This window comes from Caballeronia arvi (assembly GCF_001544695.2).
In the GTDB taxonomy this organism is placed as follows: Bacteria; Pseudomonadota; Gammaproteobacteria; order Burkholderiales; family Burkholderiaceae; genus Caballeronia; species Caballeronia arvi.
The window spans coordinates 300,052-318,901 of the sequence record NZ_FCOM02000001.1; the positions used below are offsets into that span (position 1 = coordinate 300,052).

Consider the following 18,850-nt stretch of genomic DNA (forward strand, 5'->3'; position numbering starts at 1 on the left):
GTCACGCGCGCGCAGCATCGAGATAAGGCTCCCAGCAATCAACGCACACTGAAGACGCCGTCGTGTCCGGCCCCCACAGTTCGGTCGCATCGAAACGCACGGTGTAGAGCCAGTGCGGATGCTCGCCGTGGCCGAGCGCGTTCTCATCGGGATAAACATGCGTGCCGCGCACCGCGACGATACGCCCGCGCTTGCCCCGGCAATAGCGCGGCAAACGCGTATGCGTCGGCGGATTCATCAGCTTCGTGCGGACTTCATCGCCGATGACAAAGCGCGCGGGCGATGTCGTCGGACGATCGACCGGCGCGCCGCGCAAAAGCGCCGCGCTCACGTCGGCCGCCTTCATCACGCGCACGTTCGGCTTCGCGGCCAACTGCGCGTGGCCGCTCGCGATTTCATCGGCATTTGCGAGCCCTTTCGCGATGAGCAGTTTCTTCAGGCCCGCGAACCAGATTTCGTAATAGCTGCTGACGAGATATTGCGCGGGCGGCAGACTTTCGCGCGCCGCCCGCGACGTGTCGATGTTCCATTGGCCCGTCGCGCCCATCGCGAGCGTGAGGGCCAGCACGCGCCGCTCCCAGTCCGCGTGAAACGGCGATGCGCCCGGCGCGTCGCACGCATCGATCTCGACTGGACCGAACGCCTGCATGCCGCCCATGTCGTGCGCCGCATTCATGCCGATGCTCCCGCCGTCTGCGATGGCGCGAGCGCGAGGCCCGTGCCGATCATCGAATCGCGCGTGACGAGATTCGCGAGCGCGTCTTCGTCGAGATGATCGGTATCAGCGGGACGCATCGGTATGACGAGATAGCGCACTTCGGCGGTCGAATCCCACACGCGCAGCTCGACGTGTTCCGGCAACTCAATGCCGAAATCCTTCAGCACGCCGCGCGGATCGATGACCGCGCGCGAGCGATACGGCGCCGACTTGTACCAGACGGGCGGCAGGCCGAGCACCGACCACGGATAGCACGAGCACAGCGTGCAGACGACCATGTTATGCACGTCCTCTGTGTTTTCCAGCGCGACCATGTGCTCACCTTGCCGTCCGGTGAAGCCGAGCGATGCGATGGCGGCGGTGGCGTCGTCGAACAGCCACGCGCGATACGCGGGATCGCGCCACGCCTTCGCGACCACGCGCGCGCCGTTGCGCGGCCCGACCTTGTGCTCGTAAGTTTCGATGAAAACGTCGAGCGCCTGGGGATCGATATAACCCTTCTCGACCAGCAGCGACTCGAGCGCGCGCACGCGCAGATCCATCTCCGGCAGTGCACTGCCGGCGTGATCGTGGGTGTGATCGTGTTCGTGGTGATGCGGATGTTCGTGGCTCATGAGCAGGCTCGCGAGTGGCACAGACGTCACACGTTACCGGAGCGGGCCCGAGCGTGCAAACACCGGTCATGCGTGCCTCCCCGCCGCCTATACTGGGATCAGCGTCTCATGCGAGGAGGAAGCCATGACGCGCAAGTACATAGATTGCCGCGAATGCCCGAGCGATGTGAATTGCAGCGTCGTTCTTTCCGCCGACACCGAAGACGAGCTGATGGAAGCGGCCGTGCAGCACGCGATGAGCGTGCATCGGCACACCGACTCGCCCGAGTTGCGCGCGCAACTGAAGACGATGTTCCACGACGGCGCGCCGCCTGCCTGACTGCGGCCTTCGAGACGTCAGCCGAGCTCGAAACTCGTCACGCCGAAAACCTGCGCAAGCGGCACGTCGGGCGCCGCTCGCGTGTACATGCGCGCCGTTTCGAAGACGCTCTGCATGTCATGTTCGACGGCCAGCGCGACCGCCGCGGGATTGCTTTCCGGCACGTCGAGGAACACCGCATCGCCCGGCACGCCCGCGACCAGCGCACGATACAGCGCGCGCGCCGTCGGCAGATCGTCGGCGAAAAGCGGACCGATCTTGTGGCCTGTCCCGCAGCGGCGGATCACGGCAAGGCCGCGCACGCTGTCGCCGTCGAGCGCGATGCACGCCTGTGCGTGCTCCTGCGGCTGCGCCAGCCACGCGCGCAGAAACGCGACGCGCTCGCACGCGAACATGCGCGTGTCGTAGTCGAGCAGCCGTTCGAAGGGAACGCTTAGCGCATCGGCGACGGTCACGCCATCGACGGGCTCGTCATCCGCCGACGCGACGCCTTCGTAACGCACGTTGCGATACGCCAGCACGAAACCCGATTTCCGATAGTTCGGCTGCTGCGCGAGCACGCCATCGAGCCCGATATTGCGCGCGCCGAGATAGGTCATGCCCTCGTTCCACAGGCGCATGCCAAAGCCCTTGCCGCGCCATTCCGGGCTGACGATATAGAGACCGATGAAGCCGAACGCATCGCCGTATGCGACCGCCGAGATGCAGCCGATCGGCGCGCCGTCCCATGTGCCGACGAAAAAGCCATGCGGATCGGCGGCGAAGAACGAGCGGGCATCGTCGAGGCCGGGGTTCCAGCCTTCGGTCGCGGCCCAGCCGAGGGCGACGTCGGCATCGCCCGACGTCATGCGGCGCACGGCAAAGCGCAGGTCGTCGGGTGTGGCGCGAGCGGGACAAGGAACGGACGACATGTCGGGCGCCTCGGTCGAAACGAAGGTGCGTTCAGTGTCGCGCGTTTTCAGTGCAGGGGAAAGATGCAGCGAGGATTGGGAACAACGGAAAGAATGCGGAACGGCAGGAGAATATCGAGGCGAGCGCGTGCCGCCCCGATCAGGAATAACCCTGTCGCCGCTCGCTGCGGCTGAAGCTTTGACGCGAGCGCCAGTCTTCCGAGCGCAGGACGTGCTCGCCGTCCTCGCGCGCTTCTTCCTCGGAATCGAAGCCTTCGTCGCTATACGCGACGACCTTCATCCCGCCTCCTGCCTGGCGTTCGACGGTGATGCCCCAATGCCACCCGCCTTCCTGCTGGAAGACATGCAGCGTCGGTTTCGACGATGTGCTCAGTTCCATATTGCGGCTCCTTCGAGCGGACGCCCGTAACGCTTACCGGCCCCGCCCAATGAAACGCTCCTGCTTACCGGCGTTTGATTGTTCGTGTCGTGCTTCGAAGCGGACGTGCCGCTCCCCAGAAACAGCATACGCAATGCGATGCTGCGTTGCAACACGAGGTTTCCCTATACGTGGCGTCGATGGCACGTGGCTAACAAGAATTAACAATAAAGTCGTGACCGTTACGTGCAACAAAGCGGGAGATGTCGGCAATGACGGTTATCCGTCATGTTGGTGCCCGCTTCATTCGCCGTCCCAGTAACCGAGCGAATCGCTGGCGCGGAAGACGGCGCGCAAGCCTTTGACACCCGGTTCATCGACGACGAGCACGGCCTGGCGGCCGGTATCGGGATACTCGACGACTTCGGGCGATTGCATCGTGCTGATCGCAAGATAGCGCAGCGTCTGCGTGCCCGTGTTGATGATCTGATGCGCCGTTCCGGCATCGCCCGGCGGACACGCGATGATATCGCCCGCGCGGATCGCATGCGTCTGACTGCCGATGCGCACCTCGCCCTCGCCTTCGACGACGAAGAACATCTCTTCGTTCACGCGATGATGATGAAACGGAAACGCCCGCTTGCCCGGTTCGAGCACGATGAGGCTATAGCCGAGCTTCTTCGCGCCGACCATGCCGCCGATACGCGCGATGCGCGGCGCAAAGCGTTCGGCGGCGTCGCCCGTCGGTGCGAATTCGGGTGGCAGCGGTTGCGGTTGCAGCGTATCGAGATTGATGATCGGTGGTTTCATGTTCCGCTCAGATAGTGTTGAGTTGTCCGCGTGTCGCACGCGCCCGATTTTGTTCGATGTTCGTCCAGCCATGCGGCGATGGTTCGACACGTCCAGTCCGCATCGTCGTGCGGCAGATCGTGGCCGGCCCACGGATGCACCGCATGCGAAGCGCGCCATTGTTTCGCGACGCGCACCGAGCATGTCGGATCGACGAGCCGGTCCGCCGCCGACGCAAGTAGCAGCACCGGGCACGCCGGCGCATCGCGTGCCGCGCGAAAGCGCGCAGCCGCGGTAAGTTGCCGCAACGCGTTCGCCGCGCTCGCGCCATGCGTGCGCCGCAGTTGCGACCATTGCGCGATGTCCGCGTCGAACGTATTGCCACGATTGCACGTCAGACGATGAATCGACGCTTCGCATCGCTCGGGCCGCGACCAGTCCATCGCGATATGCACGAGCGTCGGCCAGGACGCGGGACGCAGGCGCTCGTGCAGGCGCGCGAACGGCCGTATGCTCGTGTTGATCAGCACGAGCCGTTCGATCTCGCCGGGATGCCGTTGCGCCCATGCGGTCGCGACCATCGCGCCGAGCGACATCGCGATGACGCGGCACGGCAGGCGCGCGTTCGTCGCGGCGACGCGTGCGCGCACGAGATCCATCATCGCGAAGACGGAATGCGGCGTGGCTTGCGCATGTTCCGCGCCATTGCCCGGCAGATCGATGTACACCGCGCGCTCGCCCGCGCCGACGAGCCCGTGCGCGCCGAGCGCGGCCTCGAACGCGCCCCAGTGACGCGCTTCCCGCGTGAGCCCGCGCAACAGAATCCACTGGCTCATGACACGCCCGTGCGCTGCCAGTGTTCGCGCGCGCGTCGCATGACTTCGTCGCGGAATTCGCCGCCCGGCAGCCAGCGGCGCGACGAGAACGCGGCGCGCGTGAGGAAATCGAAGAAGTTCGGATGACGCCGCAACACCCGCCGCGTGCGATGCGCCTTGATCGGATTGAAGATACCGAGCCGCGAAAACATTTGCATCGGATTCTTGCGGATCCAGCGCCACGAGCCGAGTTCGAGCGTCATCGGCAGAAAGATGTTGGGCGCGCGCGAGCGGTCATACGCGAAGTCCCATAAGTCGCCATGCAACAGGTATTGATGACTTTGAGGCTCGAACGCGTAGCCGTGATGCGGATACGACTCTTCGAACATCGTCTTCAGCAAAAACATTTCTGGCAGATGCGCCATTTGCCGCTCGGTGCGCGCGTAGGGAAACCAGATGCTGTCATCCCAGCCGAAACCCGAATGACAATCGAGCGCGAAGCTGAGCGGCCGCGACATCAACTGTTCTTCGACGAGCGACAGCAGCGCCGCGCTCTCCACTTCCATGCGGCCATCGGCGGCGCCGCGATACCACGGCAGCCACGGCCCGATACGCTGGCCGCCCGCGAGAAACGGCACGCGCCCTTCGGCGCTTTGCGGCGCATTGCGCATCAGATCGACGCCGTTCGGATTCGCGCGCGTGCGTGCGAACATGCCGCCGGGATTGACGATCGGCATGAAGATGAGCCGGATCGCGCGCAACTGGTGATGCAGCGTGTCGTCCCATTCGAGGCGGCGCAGCAGCGCGCGCATGTATTCGAGCACGAGTTGTGTGCCTATACATTCGAGACCATGAACGCCGCCGAAGAAACCGATGGCGGGTGCCTGCGGATCGTCCGAGCCGATCGATGCGCTCAGAAGCGGAAACGTATGTTGCCGCACGCGCACTTCGCTGATCGTGCGCCACGTGAAACGCGCGCCGCCCGCGACGCGAATCGCTTTCAGTTCATCCATTTCCGGAAAACTGCTCGTGACGGCAACGCTCGACGTGCTCATGACTGCGCCTGTTTATCGTGTATTTCTTTTCGTTGTTTATTTTTCGTTGTTTACTTTTCGTTGTTATCTCAGGCCATTGGTTCTGCTGCACCGGAACGCCCCGCCCGAAACCATCGAGTATAGGCCGCATCGTCAGTACACATCATATTGAATGTCACGCACACGAAGCGGGAATGCGCTGTGCGATGCACAAGCAAACGTCCCCTGCTCTTTCGCGTTCTGTCACCTAGAATCAAATGACCGTGCTGCACGGTATGAGGTAATGTCATGACATCTCTCTCCCGCATCGTTCTCGGCGCGCTGGCTCTGTGCTGCGCGGCTTCCGCATTCGCACAAACGCAGACGCAGACGAGCGATCCGAACGCGCCGAAAACGCGCGCGCAGGTCCGGCAGGAATTCCTGCTGTGGCGCTCGGTCGGCTACGATCCCAACGACTGGCTCAACTATCCCGACAACGCGATGCGCGCGAGCCGCATCATCGCGCAACGTCAGGCGCAGGGAAACACCACGGTGCAATAACGCGGCATTCGTCAGGCGGATTCCGCGCGCGGCTTCGGCCCGCGCAGGATGCGCCGTGCAATGCTCCAGCGATGCACTTCCGACGGACCGTCGTAGATCCGGAACGCGCGCATGTCCGCGAAAATCCGCGCGACGACGGTTTCATGCGTGACGCCCTGACCGCCCAGCACCTGCACCGAGCGGTCGACGACGCGCCATAGCGCCTCCGACGACACCACCTTCGCGATGCTCGACTCGTGCTTGCCGAGCACGCCCTGATCGAGCACCCACGCGCAGTGCCAGATGGCGAGACGCGTCACGTGCAGGTCCATTTCGTTGTCCGCGAGCATGAAGCCGACGCCTTCATGCTCGCCCAACGCCTTGCCGAACGCGTGACGCTGCCGCGCGTGAGCCGTCGCGACATCGTGGGCGCGTCGAGCGGCGCCGAGCCAGCGCATGCAGTGCGTGAGACGCGCGGGCGATAGCCGCACCTGCGCATAGCGGAATCCTTCGCCCGGCTCGCCCAGAACATTCTCTTTCGGCACCCGCAAGCCTTCGAAGCGCACCACACCGTGGCCGCCCGGAAAGCATGTATCGAGCGAATCCATTGCGCGTTCGATCACGATGCCGGAGCTCGACATGTCCGCGAGAAACATCGTCGCGGGGCCGTCGGCGAACTTCGCCATGATGATCGCGACCGCCGCGCCTTCCGCGCCCGTGATGAACCATTTGCGGCCGTCGATGACGTATTCGTCGCCGTCCTGCACGGCGATGGTTTGCAGCATCGCGGGATCGGCGCCCGCGCCCGGTGGCGGCTCGGTCATGCAGAAGCACGAGCGGATCGCGCCCGCCGCGAGCGGACGCAGCCAGCGTTCCTTCTGCTCTGGCGTGGCAATCGCTTCGAGCAGATGCATGTTTCCCTCGTCCGGTGCGGCGATATTCAGCGCGACCGGACCGAGCGGCGAATAACCCGCCTCCTCGAACAGAATGGCCTTCGCGACATGATTCAGACCGAGGCCGCCGGACGCCGGCGATACGTGGCTCGACAACAGCCCCGCCTTGCGGCCTTTCGCGATCAGTTCGGCGCGCAGCGCTTCATTCGGGCCGTGCGGCGTGCAACGCGGATCGCGTTCGAGCGGCACGATTTCATCGGCGATGAAAGCGCGCACGCGCGCCTGCAAATCGGTCAACTCCGGCGAGAGCGAAAAGTCCATCGGCAATCCTCCTGGGAACGAACGGCAAGCTTAACCGTTCTCGCTCGCTTACTCGTCGTACTCGGTGTATTTACGCGCGTCGCCTTTCACTTTGTGCGCCGGGTACTTCGACCGGTTCAGCGCCATCTTTTCGATGAGCGCGCGATGCAGATCGACATCGAGCGCATCGGCGAGCATCACGAGATACGCGAGCACGTCCGCCATCTCGTGACGGATCGCGCGCAGTTTGGCTTCGTCGAGCTCGGTTTTGTCGCCGCTGACGAGCCACGTGAACGGTTCGAGCAATTCGCTCGCCTCGACCGACAGCGCCGCCGCCAGATTCTTCGGCGAGTGAAACCGGCTCCAGTCACGCTCGCGAACGAACTCGCGCAGCATGTCGCGCATCTGGACGAGCTCGCTGGCGCCTTCCTGCTGGTTCTGTTGCTCCATGCGCTTCCTCTGATGTTTCGTTGCGTGCACCGCCTAGCTTAGCGCGATGATTGACGATGCACATCAACTACGCTTCGCTGTGTCTCAGTTGCACTGCTTTGCGCTCCTAACCCGCGAATTCGAGACAAAATATGTGATGTCGGCCAAATCTCTTGCGCTCCATATCTACGACTCATAGAATCGCAGTTAATCGATGACGGCGCAGAACCGTCTGTCGAGCAAACCCAACATCGAATCCCAAGGAGCATCGAAATGTCCAAGCGCATTCTGGTAATCGGGGCCGGCTTCGCCGGCATGTGGAGCGCCCTTTCCGCCGCGCGCCTCATCGATCAGCACGGCAGGACGGATATCGAAGTCTTGCTGATCGCGCCTGAGCCGCATCTGCACGTGCGTCCGCGTCTCTACGAGAAAAACGCCGCGGGCATGAAAGCGCCGTTGCTGGATATCTTCGCTTCCACGGGCGTTGGTTTCATTCAGGGCACGGTGGAACGCATCGACGTCGCGCGCAGCAAGGTCGACGTCGTCGGCGCGAACGGCTCGCGCTCGACGCTGGACTACGACCGTCTCGTTCTGGCGACGGGCAGCCGCCTGTTCCGTCCGCAGATTCCGGGGCTTGCAGAACATGCGTTCAGCGTCGATCAGGTCGACGAAGCCGCCGCGCTCGAAGCGCATATCAAGCAACTCGCGACGCAGCCCGATACGCCCGCGCGCAACACGGTCGTGGTCGCGGGCGGCGGATTCACGGGGATCGAAACGGCTGCGGAAATGCCCGCCCGTCTGCGCGCGGCGCTGGGCGGAAATGCGGATGTGCGCGTGATCATCGTCGAGCGCAATGCGGAGATCGGGCCGGACCTCGGCGCCGGTCCACGTCCGGTCATCGTCGAAGCGCTCGAATCGCTCGGCGTGCAATGGCGGCTCGGCACGGCGGTGACATCAGTCGATGCGAACGGCCTCACCACGTCCGACGGCTCGCGGATCGAAGCAAGCACGGTGATCTGGACCGCGGGCGTGCGCGCGAGCGCGCTGACCGCGCAGATTCCCGCCGAACGCGATGCGGTCGGCCGCCTGCATGTGGATCGCAATCTGCGCGTGCTGGGCGTCGACACGGTCTATGCGACAGGCGATGTCGCCTACGCCGCCACCGACGACGAAGGCAACCACGCGATGATGTCCTGCCAGCACGCGATGAACCTCGGCCGCTCGGCGGGCCACAACGTCGCGGCGGATTTGCTCGGGGAAGCGCCGATTCCCTACAGCCAGCCGAAATACGTGACGTGTCTCGACCTCGGCCCGTGGGGCGCGGTCTATACCGAAGGCTGGGAACGTGAAGTGAAGATGGCGGGCGCGGAAGCGAAAGCGCTGAAGACGCGCATCAACACCGAGTGGATTTATCCGCCGAGCGCGAAGCGGGCCGAAGCGTTCGCGGCTGCGGACCCGCTGCGTATCGTCGTCGCATGAAGGCGATTCAACCCGCCGGATAAAGCCCCAGCGTGCGCGCGTGCAGGCGCGCGAGGCCGAGCAAGGCATCGGTGAACGGCGTTGGCACGCCGGTCATCGCGCCGAGCTCGCGCACCGACGCGACGAGCGCATCGAGCTCGACCGCCTTGCCGGCCTGCACGTCCTGAAGCATCGACGTTTTCATCGCGCCGAGCTTGAGCGTCACGGCGTGGCGGTCCTCCGGGTCCTGCTCGATGGGAATGCCGAAGCGCGCGCCGATTTCCTTCGCTTCCAGCATCACATGGGTCACGAAGCCGCGCACGAGATCGTCGCTGAGAATGCGGTCGGTGGTCGCGCCGGTGATTGCGCTGATGGGGTTCATCGTCATGTTGCCCCACAGCTTGAACCAGACGTCGCGCTGAATCTGCTGAGAGAGCGTGACGTCGAAGCCCGCCATCGAAAAAAGCGTGACGAGCGATTCCGTGCGAGCGTTCGGCGCGCCGGTGGCTTCGCCGAGAATCAGGCCCTTGCCCAGATGATGACGAATCACGCCCGGCGCTTCGACGAAGCAGCTCGCATGCACGACGCAGCCAACCGTCTGCGCGCTGGGAATTGCCGCAGCGATCGCGCCGTGCGGATCGACCGACGACAGACGCTTGCCCGCGAAGGCCTCGCCGAGGCCGTCGCAGAACCACCAGGGCACGCCGTTCATCGCGGTCAGCACAACGGTGTCGCGCGATAGCAGCGGCGCGATTTGCGCGGCGACGGATTCCATCGCCGGCGCCTTCACCGCCACGACGACGAGATCCTGCACGCCGAGATCGGCGGCATTGTCGCTCGCCGCGACTTTCACCGTATGCGTCGCGTCTTTTTCGACGAGGCGCAGACCGTCTTTCTTCAACGCATCGAGCGTCGCGCCGCGTGCGACCACGCTCACATCGCAACCTGCCTGCGCGAGCTTCACGCCGATCCATCCGCCGATGGCGCCCGCGCCATAGATGCCTACTTTCATCGTCCGATCCTCGCTCGTGGCAATCATCCGACCGCCATTGTAAGAGCGGGACGCGGCGCGCGCTGCCGTTTCAGTGCGCGATGCCCGTGGCTAACTTCGCGACCGTCAGCAGCGTGAGCCCGAACGCGGCCGCGAGCATCACGGCGATGACCGGCAAGAGCGGCAGCTTCACCTGCGCGAAGTCGGCGTTGTGCGACGCGCGCTTGCGCACGCCGAAAAAGCTCCATAGCACGATGCGCATCATCTTCAAGAGTTCCATGAGCGGCTCCTTTGTTCACGGATTCATGATGCGTCACGCCCCGTGCGAAAAACAGCAGCAGTTGCGGCGTATTCGACGGAAGCAGATTCCGGCGCGAGGCGCACTGCTCCCATGAAATTCATCGCAACTGCTGCTTGTTCTCGTACCGCCTCGCGCCCTATCGTTGGCCCTTCCTTTGCCACGCCGCCGCATCATGTACCGATACACCGAGTTCGACAAATCTTTCGTGAAGAGCCGCGCCGCGCAATTCCGCGATCAGCTGGAACGCTGGCGGGACGGCCGCCTGAGCGAAGACGCATTCCGCCCGCTGCGCCTGCAGAACGGCTGGTACGTGCAGCGCCATGCGCCGATGCTGCGCGTCGCAGTTCCCTATGGCGAGTTGTCGAGCGCGCAGTTGCGCGTGCTCGCGCGCATCGCCCGTGAATACGACGATCCCCATCCGGAGGTCTATCGCGTTGCGAGCGCGGCGCAGGGCAAGCTCGGCACCGAACGGCTGCCGACTCACTGCGCGCACTTCACCACGCGCACCAACGTCCAATTCAACTGGATTCCGTTAGACAAATCCGCAGACGTGATGGACTTGCTCGCCACCGTCGACATGCACGGCATTCAGACGAGCGGCAACTGCATCCGCAATATTTCCTGCGATGAACGCGCGGGCGTCGCGCCCGATGAAGTCGCCGATCCACGTCCCTTCGCCGAAATCATGCGGCAATGGACGACGTTGCATCCCGAGTTCGCGTTCCTGCCGCGCAAGTTCAAGATCGCGATCACGGGCGCGAGCGAAGACCGCGCGGCGACCGCATGGCATGACGTCGGCCTGCAACTCCTGCGCAATGAAAACGGCGAACTGGGCTTTCGCGTGAGCGCGGGCGGCGGGATGGGGCGCACGCCCGTCATCGCCACGTTGATGCGGGAGTTCTTGCCGTGGCAGCACATCATGAACTACATCGAGGCGATCGTGCGCGTGTACAACCGCTACGGACGTCGCGACAACAAGTACAAGGCGCGCATCAAGATCCTGGTGAAGGCCGAAGGCCAGCGCTATATCGATGACGTCGACGAGGAATTCCGGCAGATCGTCGAGCATGACGGCGCGCCGCATCTCATCTCACAGGAAGAACTCGAGCGCGTGCGCGCGTCGTTCGTGCCGCCTGCGTTGAAAACGTCGCATGCAGGCGTCGATGAAGCCGAAGCCGACGCTAGTAAGCATCCCCTCTTCGCGCGCTGGCTGCAACGCAATGTCGCGCAGCACAAAGACCCCGCACTGCGCATCGTGACGCTGTCCTTCAAGCGTCTCCTGCAATCGCCCGGCGATGCGACCGCGGATCAACTCGATATCGTCGCGGATCTCGCCGACCGGTTCTCGGCGGGCGAAGCGCGCGTCACGCATACGCAAAACGTCGTGCTGCCCTGGGTGCGCGCAAACGAGCTCTTCGCGCTATGGCAGGCGGCGCGCGAAGCGGGCTTCGCGAGCGCGAACGTGCAGCTTCTCACCGACATGATCGCGTGCCCCGGCGGCGACTTCTGCGCGCTCGCCAATGCGCGTTCGCTGCCGGTCGCGCAGGCCATCACCGAGCGCTATCAGGATCTCGACGAACTCGACGACATCGGTGAAATCGATCTGCATATCAGCGGCTGCATCAATTCGTGCGGGCATCATCACAGCGGGCATATCGGCGTGCTCGGCGTCGACAAGGACGGACGCGAGTGGTATCAGATCACGCTCGGCGGATCGGACGGCAGCGCGGCAAGCGGCGCGCCGCAGCCGGGCAAGGTGATCGGACCGTCGTTCAGCGCGGCCGAAGTGCCCGATGCGATCGAAGCGATTCTGACGACGTATCGCGACACGCGCGAACATGACGAACGTTTCATCGACACGGTGCGGCGTGTGGGACTGGCGCCGTTCAAGACATCCGCGAATGCGGTGCGCGTGAACGAGGAGGTATCGGCATGAAGATTCTCACGAAAGCCGATCACGACGCGGATACGAACGAACGCGTAACAAGCCTTGCCAACGACGACGATCCGCTCACGCTGAAAGATCGCCTGAAGGAACTCGATCGCATCGAACTTCATTTCCCGCATTTCACCGATGGCCGCGCATATAGCCAGGCTTATCTGCTGCGCCGCCGGCTCGGCTTCAAAGGCGATTTGCGCGCGACGGGCGACGTGCTGATCGATCAGCTCGTGCAGATGGAGCGAACGGGATTTTCGAGCGCAGTGCTCAAGGAAGGCCTGGACGCTGACGATGCCGAACGACAGTTCGCGCGTTTCGCGGGCTTTTACCAGGGCGATCTGGCATCGCACTGAGGTGCTAAGAAGCGCGCATTCGAACCGATATAAGCGCGCTTCGATAACTTTCAAGAGCCACCGGAAAAAAATAAAACATAGCGCTCCGATATTGAAACGATAGCTCTCGCACCTACCTTGGATGCAGAGGCAGCGAGAACCCGCTGTCGTTTGAACTTCCTGCTGCCGGCCTCGCGGGCCGCACTATCGGAGACTGACCATGAGTGACTTTTATTTTGGCGGCGACGTTTTCTCGGAGCTGGACCGTATGCAGCGGCAGGTGTCCTCGCTCTTCGGGAATCTTCCTTCGAGCATTCGTTCGAGCCGCGCCGATGCTTTCCCTCGTCTGAATATCGGCAGCACGGATGACGAGATTCATATCGTCGCATTCGCACCGGGCGTCGAGCCTTCGTCGCTCGATGTCAATGTCGATAAAGGCACGCTCACCATCAGCGGCGAGCGCCGTGCGCAAGGCAATGTCGAAGGCGCGCGCACCTATGCGAAAGAGCGCTTCACGGGCAGCTTCCGCCGCGTGATCGAACTGCCGCAGAATGCCGACACCGACAAGGTCGAAGCGCGCTATGAAAACGGCACGCTGTCCATCACCATCGGCAAGCGCGAAGCATCGAAGCCGCGCGCGATCACCATTCAGTAAGAGGGAATTCATCATGACCGACAACACGCAAATCGCCCCGCAAAACACGAACGAAGCAGCGCGCAAAAGCGAAGACACGTCGCGCCGCGCCACGGTGACGCCCGCGGTCGATATCGTCGAGGATAGCCACGGCATCACCCTATGGGCCGATCTGCCCGGCGTACCGCGCGAGAAGCTCGACGTGAAGGTGCACGACGCGCGCCTCACCATCGAAGCGGAAGCGCAACTGCCGGTGCAAGGCGCCGTGCGCGTGCATCACGCAGAACTGCGCGCGCCGCGTTTCGCACGCGCCTTCACGGTCAGCGACGACTTCGACACCTCGAAGATCGACGCCAACCTCACGAACGGCGTGCTGAAGCTCACGATTCCGCGTCGCGAGGAAGCGCGTCCGCGCCGCGTCGAAGTGCGCGCGGGATAACATTCAGAACATCGTTTCAACTCCAAGGGCCGCGATTTATTCGCGGCCTTTTTCATTGCGCCCGAATCGCGCCTCTATAATCGACAACGACGGTGCATGCCGTCTACATTTATAAACTCAAAGAAGAAGGGACTATCGTGAAGAGGCTGTTGACGGTGTTGTTGGGCTCGATGCTGACCGTATCGATCGGGGCGCATGCGAAGGAATGGTCGACGATCCGCTTTGGCGTCGATGCGAGCTATCCGCCTTTCGAATCGAAAGCACCCGACGGCACGCTGGTCGGCTTCGACATCGATGTCGGCAATGAGCTGTGCCGACGCCTCAACGCAAAGTGCGTGTGGGTCGAAAACGCATTCGACGGCATGATTCCGGGCCTCAAATCGCGCAAGTTCGACGGTGTGCTTTCCACGATGTCGATGACGCCCGCGCGCGTCAAGCAGATTGCGTTCTCCAGCAAGCTCTTCCACGTGCCCACGCGCCTCGTCGCGAAACACGATTCGAGCATCCAGCCGACGGCGGAATCTCTGGCGGGCAAGACGGTCGGCGTCGAGCAGGGCTCGATGCAGGAAACCTATGCGAAGGTGCATTGGGGCGCGAAGGGCGTGAAGGTCGTGTCCTACGCGGATCAGGATCAGGTCTATGCCGATCTGCTGACGGGCCGTCTCGACGCTTCGCTGCAAAACGCCGTGCAAGCCGAACGCGGCTTCCTCGACACGCCGCGCGGCAAGCCTTACGGCTTCGCGGGCGGCGCACTCGAAGACAGCGCGATCTTCGGACCCGGCACCGCAATCGGCTTGCGCAAGGAAGATACCGATCTCAAAGAGAAGCTCGACGGCGCCATCGCCGCGATGATCAAGGACGGCACCTACAAGCGCATCGAGCAGAAGTATTTCGACTTCGACATCTACGGCGAGTAATAGCGCCTTCAATAACGCAAGGAGACCGCGATGGCCACGCTCAAGCAGATACAAGCCAAGTTGAAGAAGCTCCAGGCGCAGGCGGAACATCTGATCGCCCAGCGCGCGCAAGCCGTGCTCGACGATATCCGCGCGATGATGGAACGGCACGGCCTCACCACTGCGGATATCGACCGGCACGGCAAGAAAACCAAAGCCGCAGCGAAACCACGCGTCGCCCTTCCTGCACCCGCGGGCCGTCATGAAGCGATGACCAAGCTCGCGAAGAAAGGCAAGCTGCCCGCGAAGTATCGCAATCCGAAGACGGGCGAGACGTGGAGCGGCTGGGCGCGGCCACCTGCGTGGATCGCGAACGTGAAGGATCGGAGCAAGTTTCTGATCGATGGCGAAGGCAGCGAGACTCCGGGCAAGCCCAAGGCAGCCGCCAAAAAAGCGCCGGCGAAGAAGTCTTCCAGCGTGGCCGCGAAGAAAGGCAAGACATCGCCAACGGGTGTAAGCGCAGCGAAGAAGAAGGTCGCGGCGCCTGCCGCCAAGAAATCGGTCGCGGCCAAACCGGCAGTCAAGGCGGCAAAGCGCAGCGCGCCCCGGAAAAAGGCCGTCGAAGCCGCGGCGAGTTCCACGCCTACACCCGTGCCCGAGCAAGCGAACGCCAGCGCGTCGGAGGCACCGACGCCACCGACAAGCAACGGCGCATCCGCATGAATGAAGCGCCGCGTGAATGAATCATTCCGACACGCGGCGTCATCCCATTGTTTGAGATCGACGAAAACTCAATTGGCTTTTCGCGCGATTAAAAAGCGGCGAATGCCTTCTACACTGCGTTCACATGTCGGGAGCGTTTCGAATCGAACGACGCGCTTTCCGATTGCGGTTGCTTTGCATCGGACAACTGCATCTCCTCATATTCCATTGGAGCACTCTGTGAACAAGCGACTCGTAGTGGGCTTTGCCATTGCATTGAGTTCTGTATTTGCCGGTTCTGCATTTGCGAGCGGCTATGGCCCGGCGCCGCATTATCGTCCCGATGTCGGCGCACCGGCATCACAACATGGCGTCAGCGCGCAAACCTTCGCCGCCGAAGAGGCCGCGCAAGGACGCGGGGATTTCGGCAATACGGAACGCACGGCGCAAAATCAGCGCGGACAGGTTTCGGTTTCTGCTTCTTCGCAAGTCGCGCAATAAAGTTATTCGGTTTCGCGGATACGGCGATTCGTTTCGCCGTATCTTCTTTTTAGAAACCTTTTATCGTTTTTTCCAAAAAACTCCAGAGCGCATCGTCCACTGAATAAGGGACATTGAATCGAAAAGATGCGCTCGGCGCATCGTTCGGCCGAAAATACGAACCCGGTGCGAGCCATATGCCGTGCTGCAATGCGCGTGTCGCGACGGCACTTCCTTCGGCGGGATCGATCGGCAATTCGCCCCACACGAAGAGTCCCGCGCGCGGACGCCGGAACAACGCGACGCCCAGCGCATCCATGCGGTCCTCGACGAGCGCATGCGCATCTTTCAGCTTCTCCACGACCAGTTCGACGTGCCGCGCGTAGCGCCCTTCCGTCAGCACTTTCTCGACGATGCGCTCCGTCGCCTCCGACGATGTCAGCCCCACGGCCATCTTCGTGCGCGCCAGCTCGCGCAACACATCGCGCTCCGCGACGACATAGCCGCAGCGCAGCGCCGGCGTGATCGTCTTCGCAAAACCACCGACGTACAGCACGCGGCTCAAGCCTTCCATCGCCGCGAGCAAGGGCGCGCCGGGCGGCGCGAGCTCGCGGGTCACATCGTCCTCGACGACCCACAGGCCGTGCCGCTCCGCGATCTGCATCAGACGAAACGCCGACGCCATGCCGAAGGTCGCGCCCGTCGGGTTCTGCAGGGTCGTGTTGAGAAACACCGCTTTCGGCCGATGCTCGATCACGATGCGCTCGAATACCTCGGTATCGATGCCCGCGACGGTGCGCGGCACGCCATGTACTTCGAGCCCGGCGAGCCGCAGAATCTGCAGCAGATTGCAGTACCCCGGATCTTCGACGACGACCGCATCGCCGGAACGCAATAGCGTGCGCACGATGAGATCGAGCGCCTGCGTCGCGCCCGATGTCAGCAGTACGTTGGACGCGGCATCGACGGGCAGGCCGTGGCGATCCAGTTGCTCGGCGATCCGCTCGCGCAGCGGCGCGAAGCCGTACGGATGCCCGTAATCCGCGATGCGCGCCGCCGGCACGCGGCTTACCGCGCGCAGCGCATGCTGCAGCCCGCTTTCGTTGACCCATTCGTTGGGCAGCCAGCCGCAACCGGATTTGATCGGCACGGAGTGATCGGCGAATACGTCCGATAAAAGCCAGGTCGCGGTGAGGCTCGGCGGCTGCCAAACGACCGCCCGCACGCGCTCGCTCTGCCCGCGCACGGCCACGCGATAACCCGAGCCGCGCCGCGCGGTGACGAGACCCATCGACACGAGCCGGCCATACGCTTCCGTCACCGTGAACGTGCTCAGGTCTTCGGCCTCGGCGAGACGCCGCACCGATGGCAGCAGCGCGCCCGCACGCAGCGTCTGCTCCCCGATCGCCGTGGCGAACGCGCGCACCAGTTGTTCGACGAGCGTCGGCGCCTGACGCGAGCCGCGCTCCAGCTTGAGTTCGATCATGGATTCGAGGATAGCGCGGCAACCGCCCATCGACCAATACAGTTTGCGACATTTTGCCAGCACAGTTGGCAACGCAGTGAAGCAACTGTCTATGCCGCGCTATTTTGCCGAGGCATACAGTGCAGTGACCGAACTTTCCGAAGAGGAGACACGCATGAATGCACGCCCCGTCATCGACGACCTTTCGTCGTTCTGGATGCCCTTCACCGCCAATCGCCAGTTCAAGGCCGCGCCCCGCATGCTCGAAAGCGCGAAAGGCATGTACTACCGCTCGACCGATGGCCGCGAAGTGCTCGACGGCACGGCGGGCCTCTGGTGCGTGAACGCGGGCCATTGCCGTGACGAGATCGTCGACGCGGTGCAGAAGGCGCTGTCCACGCTCGATTTCGCGCCGACCTTCCAGATGGGCCACCCGGTCGCGTTCGAAGCGGCGACCAAAGTGGCCGGGCTCATGCCCGAAGGACTCGACCGCATCTTCTTCACGAACTCGGGTTCGGAATCGGTGGATACGGCGCTGAAGATCGCGCTCGCCTATCACCGCGCGCGCGGCGAAGGTCAGCGCACACGCCTCATCGGCCGCGAGCGGGGCTATCACGGCGTCGGCTTCGGCGGCATTTCGGTCGGCGGCATCGCGCCGAATCGCAAGACGTTCTCGGGCGCGCTGTTGCCATCGGTCGATCATCTGCCGCATACGCACGACCTCGCGCACAACGCATTTACGAAGGGCCAGCCCGCATGGGGCGACCATCTCGCCGACGATCTGGAGCGCATCGTCGCGCTGCACGATGCGTCGACGATCGCTGCCGTGATCGTGGAGCCGCTCGCAGGCTCCACGGGCGTGCTCGTGCCGCCTAAGGACTATCTGCAGAAGCTGCGCGACATCTGCACAAAGCACGGCATTCTGCTGATTTTCGATGAAGTGATCACCGGTTTCGGCCGTCTCGGCAAGGCCACGGCGAGCGAGTACTTCGGCGTGACGCCCGATCTCATCACGATGGCCAAGGCGATCAACAACGCGACCATTCCGATGGGCGCCGTCGCCGCGCATCGCAACGTGCACGACACCATCGTCAATGCGGGCGCGGCCAACGCCATCGAACTGTTCCACGGCTATACCTACTCGGCGCATCCGGTCGCGTGCGCCGCGACCATCGCAACGCTGGATCTGTACACGCGCGACAAACTGTTCGATCGCGCGGCATCGAAGGCCGCGAAGTTCGAAAGCGCCGCTCACGCACTGCGCGATGCGCCGTTCGTGAAGGACATCCGCAATCTGGGGCTCGTGGCGGGCATCGAGCTGGAGCCGCGCGAAGGCGCGCCGGGCGCGCGCGCGTATGAAGTGTTCGTCAAGTGCTTCGAAGCGGGCGTGCTCATTCGTTATACCGCCGATATCCTCGCGTTCTCGCCGCCGCTCATCATCGAGGACGATCAGATCGATCAGCTCTTCGGCACGGTGCGCAAGGCGCTGGAAAGCGTGAAATAAGGCGTGTACA

At 63.4% G+C, this 18,850-nt stretch carries 23 protein-coding genes; 11 read left to right on the top strand and 12 right to left on the bottom strand.

Annotated features, from left to right (window positions below):
• Position 1 precedes the first annotated feature (1 nt).
• Complete coding sequence (gene nthB / locus AWB74_RS01310) at positions 2–676, bottom strand: nitrile hydratase subunit beta (protein WP_061144952.1); 675 nt, start codon at positions 674–676, stop codon at positions 2–4.
• Entirely contained in the window at positions 673–1,332 is a 660-nt protein-coding gene (gene nthA, locus AWB74_RS01315; protein ID WP_061145253.1) for a nitrile hydratase subunit alpha, read from the bottom strand. The genes nthB and nthA overlap by 4 nt, the downstream gene beginning before the upstream one ends.
• A 124-nt stretch (positions 1,333–1,456) precedes the next feature.
• On the opposite strand from nthA, the gene AWB74_RS01320 reads away from it, so the two are divergent.
• On the top strand, positions 1,457–1,651 hold the full coding sequence (locus AWB74_RS01320) for a DUF1059 domain-containing protein (protein ID WP_061123414.1): 195 nt from the start codon (positions 1,457–1,459) through the stop codon (positions 1,649–1,651).
• Positions 1,652–1,668: 17 nt separating this feature from the next.
• Here the strand turns inward: AWB74_RS01320 and AWB74_RS01325 are convergent, their stop codons facing one another.
• From AWB74_RS01325 to AWB74_RS01345, 5 genes are all read right to left on the bottom strand, one after another.
• On the bottom strand, positions 1,669–2,562 hold the full coding sequence (locus AWB74_RS01325) for a GNAT family N-acetyltransferase (protein WP_061144953.1): 894 nt from the start codon (positions 2,560–2,562) through the stop codon (positions 1,669–1,671).
• A 139-nt stretch (positions 2,563–2,701) separates the two neighbouring features.
• On the bottom strand, positions 2,702–2,941 hold the full coding sequence (locus tag AWB74_RS01330) for a DUF3622 domain-containing protein (RefSeq protein ID WP_061144954.1): 240 nt from the start codon (positions 2,939–2,941) through the stop codon (positions 2,702–2,704).
• A gap of 282 nt (positions 2,942–3,223) precedes the next feature.
• Positions 3,224–3,730 (bottom strand): cupin domain-containing protein, encoded by a 507-nt coding sequence (locus AWB74_RS01335; RefSeq protein WP_061144955.1) that lies wholly within the window; start codon positions 3,728–3,730, stop codon positions 3,224–3,226.
• The gene (locus AWB74_RS01340) at positions 3,727–4,545 is read right to left on the bottom strand and encodes an alpha/beta fold hydrolase (protein WP_061144956.1); all 819 of its coding nucleotides are present in this window, start codon (positions 4,543–4,545) and stop codon (positions 3,727–3,729) included. Before AWB74_RS01340 ends, AWB74_RS01335 begins: the two co-directional genes overlap by 4 nt.
• Positions 4,542–5,579, bottom strand: a complete 1,038-nt coding sequence (locus tag AWB74_RS01345; RefSeq protein WP_061144957.1) for a M14 family zinc carboxypeptidase — start codon at positions 5,577–5,579, stop codon at positions 4,542–4,544. The genes AWB74_RS01340 and AWB74_RS01345 overlap by 4 nt, the downstream gene beginning before the upstream one ends.
• 267 nt (positions 5,580–5,846) lie before the next feature.
• Here AWB74_RS01345 and AWB74_RS01350 point away from each other — a divergent pair, with 267 nt between their 5' ends.
• Positions 5,847–6,098, top strand: a complete 252-nt coding sequence (locus tag AWB74_RS01350) for a DUF4148 domain-containing protein (RefSeq protein ID WP_061144958.1) — start codon at positions 5,847–5,849, stop codon at positions 6,096–6,098.
• A gap of 11 nt (positions 6,099–6,109) precedes the next feature.
• Here the strand turns inward: AWB74_RS01350 and AWB74_RS01355 are convergent, their stop codons facing one another.
• Together AWB74_RS01355 and AWB74_RS01360 are read right to left on the bottom strand one after the other, a co-directional pair.
• Positions 6,110–7,291, bottom strand: a complete 1,182-nt coding sequence (locus AWB74_RS01355) for an acyl-CoA dehydrogenase family protein (RefSeq protein ID WP_061144959.1) — start codon at positions 7,289–7,291, stop codon at positions 6,110–6,112.
• A gap of 48 nt (positions 7,292–7,339) precedes the next feature.
• Positions 7,340–7,720: a nucleotide pyrophosphohydrolase gene (locus AWB74_RS01360; protein WP_061144960.1), complete on the bottom strand. Its 381-nt coding sequence runs from the start codon at positions 7,718–7,720 to the stop codon at positions 7,340–7,342.
• A gap of 252 nt (positions 7,721–7,972) precedes the next feature.
• On the opposite strand from AWB74_RS01360, the gene AWB74_RS01365 reads away from it, so the two are divergent.
• On the top strand, positions 7,973–9,178 hold the full coding sequence (locus AWB74_RS01365) for an NAD(P)/FAD-dependent oxidoreductase (RefSeq protein WP_061144961.1): 1,206 nt from the start codon (positions 7,973–7,975) through the stop codon (positions 9,176–9,178).
• A gap of 7 nt (positions 9,179–9,185) precedes the next feature.
• Here AWB74_RS01365 and AWB74_RS01370 read toward each other — a convergent pair whose 3' ends face one another.
• Both AWB74_RS01370 and AWB74_RS01375 read right to left on the bottom strand, forming a co-directional pair.
• Positions 9,186–10,169 carry a 2-dehydropantoate 2-reductase gene (locus AWB74_RS01370; RefSeq protein ID WP_061145254.1) on the bottom strand — a complete coding sequence of 328 codons (984 nt, stop codon included), beginning with the start codon at positions 10,167–10,169 and terminating at the stop codon, positions 9,186–9,188.
• Between the two features lie 70 nt (positions 10,170–10,239).
• A complete protein-coding gene (locus tag AWB74_RS01375) occupies positions 10,240–10,428 on the bottom strand; it encodes a DUF2970 domain-containing protein (protein WP_061144962.1) in 189 nt (62 codons plus the stop codon).
• 193 nt (positions 10,429–10,621) lie between these two features.
• Between AWB74_RS01375 and AWB74_RS01380 the strand changes: the two genes are divergently transcribed.
• The 7 genes from AWB74_RS01380 (at position 10,622) to AWB74_RS01410 (ending at position 15,892) form a co-directional block, all read left to right on the top strand.
• Positions 10,622–12,385, top strand: coding sequence for a nitrite/sulfite reductase (locus tag AWB74_RS01380; RefSeq protein ID WP_061144963.1), 1,764 nt, complete (start codon positions 10,622–10,624; stop codon positions 12,383–12,385).
• On the top strand, positions 12,382–12,741 hold the full coding sequence (locus AWB74_RS01385; RefSeq protein WP_061144964.1) for a DUF934 domain-containing protein: 360 nt from the start codon (positions 12,382–12,384) through the stop codon (positions 12,739–12,741). Before AWB74_RS01380 ends, AWB74_RS01385 begins: the two co-directional genes overlap by 4 nt.
• A 199-nt stretch (positions 12,742–12,940) precedes the next feature.
• The gene (locus AWB74_RS01390; RefSeq protein WP_061144965.1) at positions 12,941–13,375 is read left to right on the top strand and encodes an Hsp20/alpha crystallin family protein; all 435 of its coding nucleotides are present in this window, start codon (positions 12,941–12,943) and stop codon (positions 13,373–13,375) included.
• A 13-nt stretch (positions 13,376–13,388) separates the two neighbouring features.
• Complete coding sequence (locus tag AWB74_RS01395) at positions 13,389–13,793, top strand: Hsp20/alpha crystallin family protein (RefSeq protein WP_061144966.1); 405 nt, start codon at positions 13,389–13,391, stop codon at positions 13,791–13,793.
• 137 nt (positions 13,794–13,930) lie between these two features.
• Positions 13,931–14,710, top strand: a complete 780-nt coding sequence (locus AWB74_RS01400) for an ABC transporter substrate-binding protein (protein WP_061123399.1) — start codon at positions 13,931–13,933, stop codon at positions 14,708–14,710.
• Positions 14,711–14,740: 30 nt separating this feature from the next.
• Complete coding sequence (locus AWB74_RS01405; protein ID WP_061144967.1) at positions 14,741–15,412, top strand: H-NS histone family protein; 672 nt, start codon at positions 14,741–14,743, stop codon at positions 15,410–15,412.
• Positions 15,413–15,631: 219 nt separating this feature from the next.
• On the top strand, positions 15,632–15,892 hold the full coding sequence (locus AWB74_RS01410; protein ID WP_061145255.1) for a hypothetical protein: 261 nt from the start codon (positions 15,632–15,634) through the stop codon (positions 15,890–15,892).
• Between the two features lie 49 nt (positions 15,893–15,941).
• On the opposite strand, the gene AWB74_RS01415 is transcribed toward AWB74_RS01410, so the two are convergent.
• Positions 15,942–17,357 carry an aminotransferase-like domain-containing protein gene (locus tag AWB74_RS01415; protein WP_061144968.1) on the bottom strand — a complete coding sequence of 472 codons (1,416 nt, stop codon included), beginning with the start codon at positions 17,355–17,357 and terminating at the stop codon, positions 15,942–15,944.
• A gap of 154 nt (positions 17,358–17,511) precedes the next feature.
• Here AWB74_RS01415 and AWB74_RS01420 point away from each other — a divergent pair, with 154 nt between their 5' ends.
• A complete protein-coding gene (locus AWB74_RS01420; RefSeq protein ID WP_061145256.1) occupies positions 17,512–18,840 on the top strand; it encodes an aspartate aminotransferase family protein in 1,329 nt (442 codons plus the stop codon).
• The last annotated feature ends 10 nt before the right edge of the window (positions 18,841–18,850 follow it).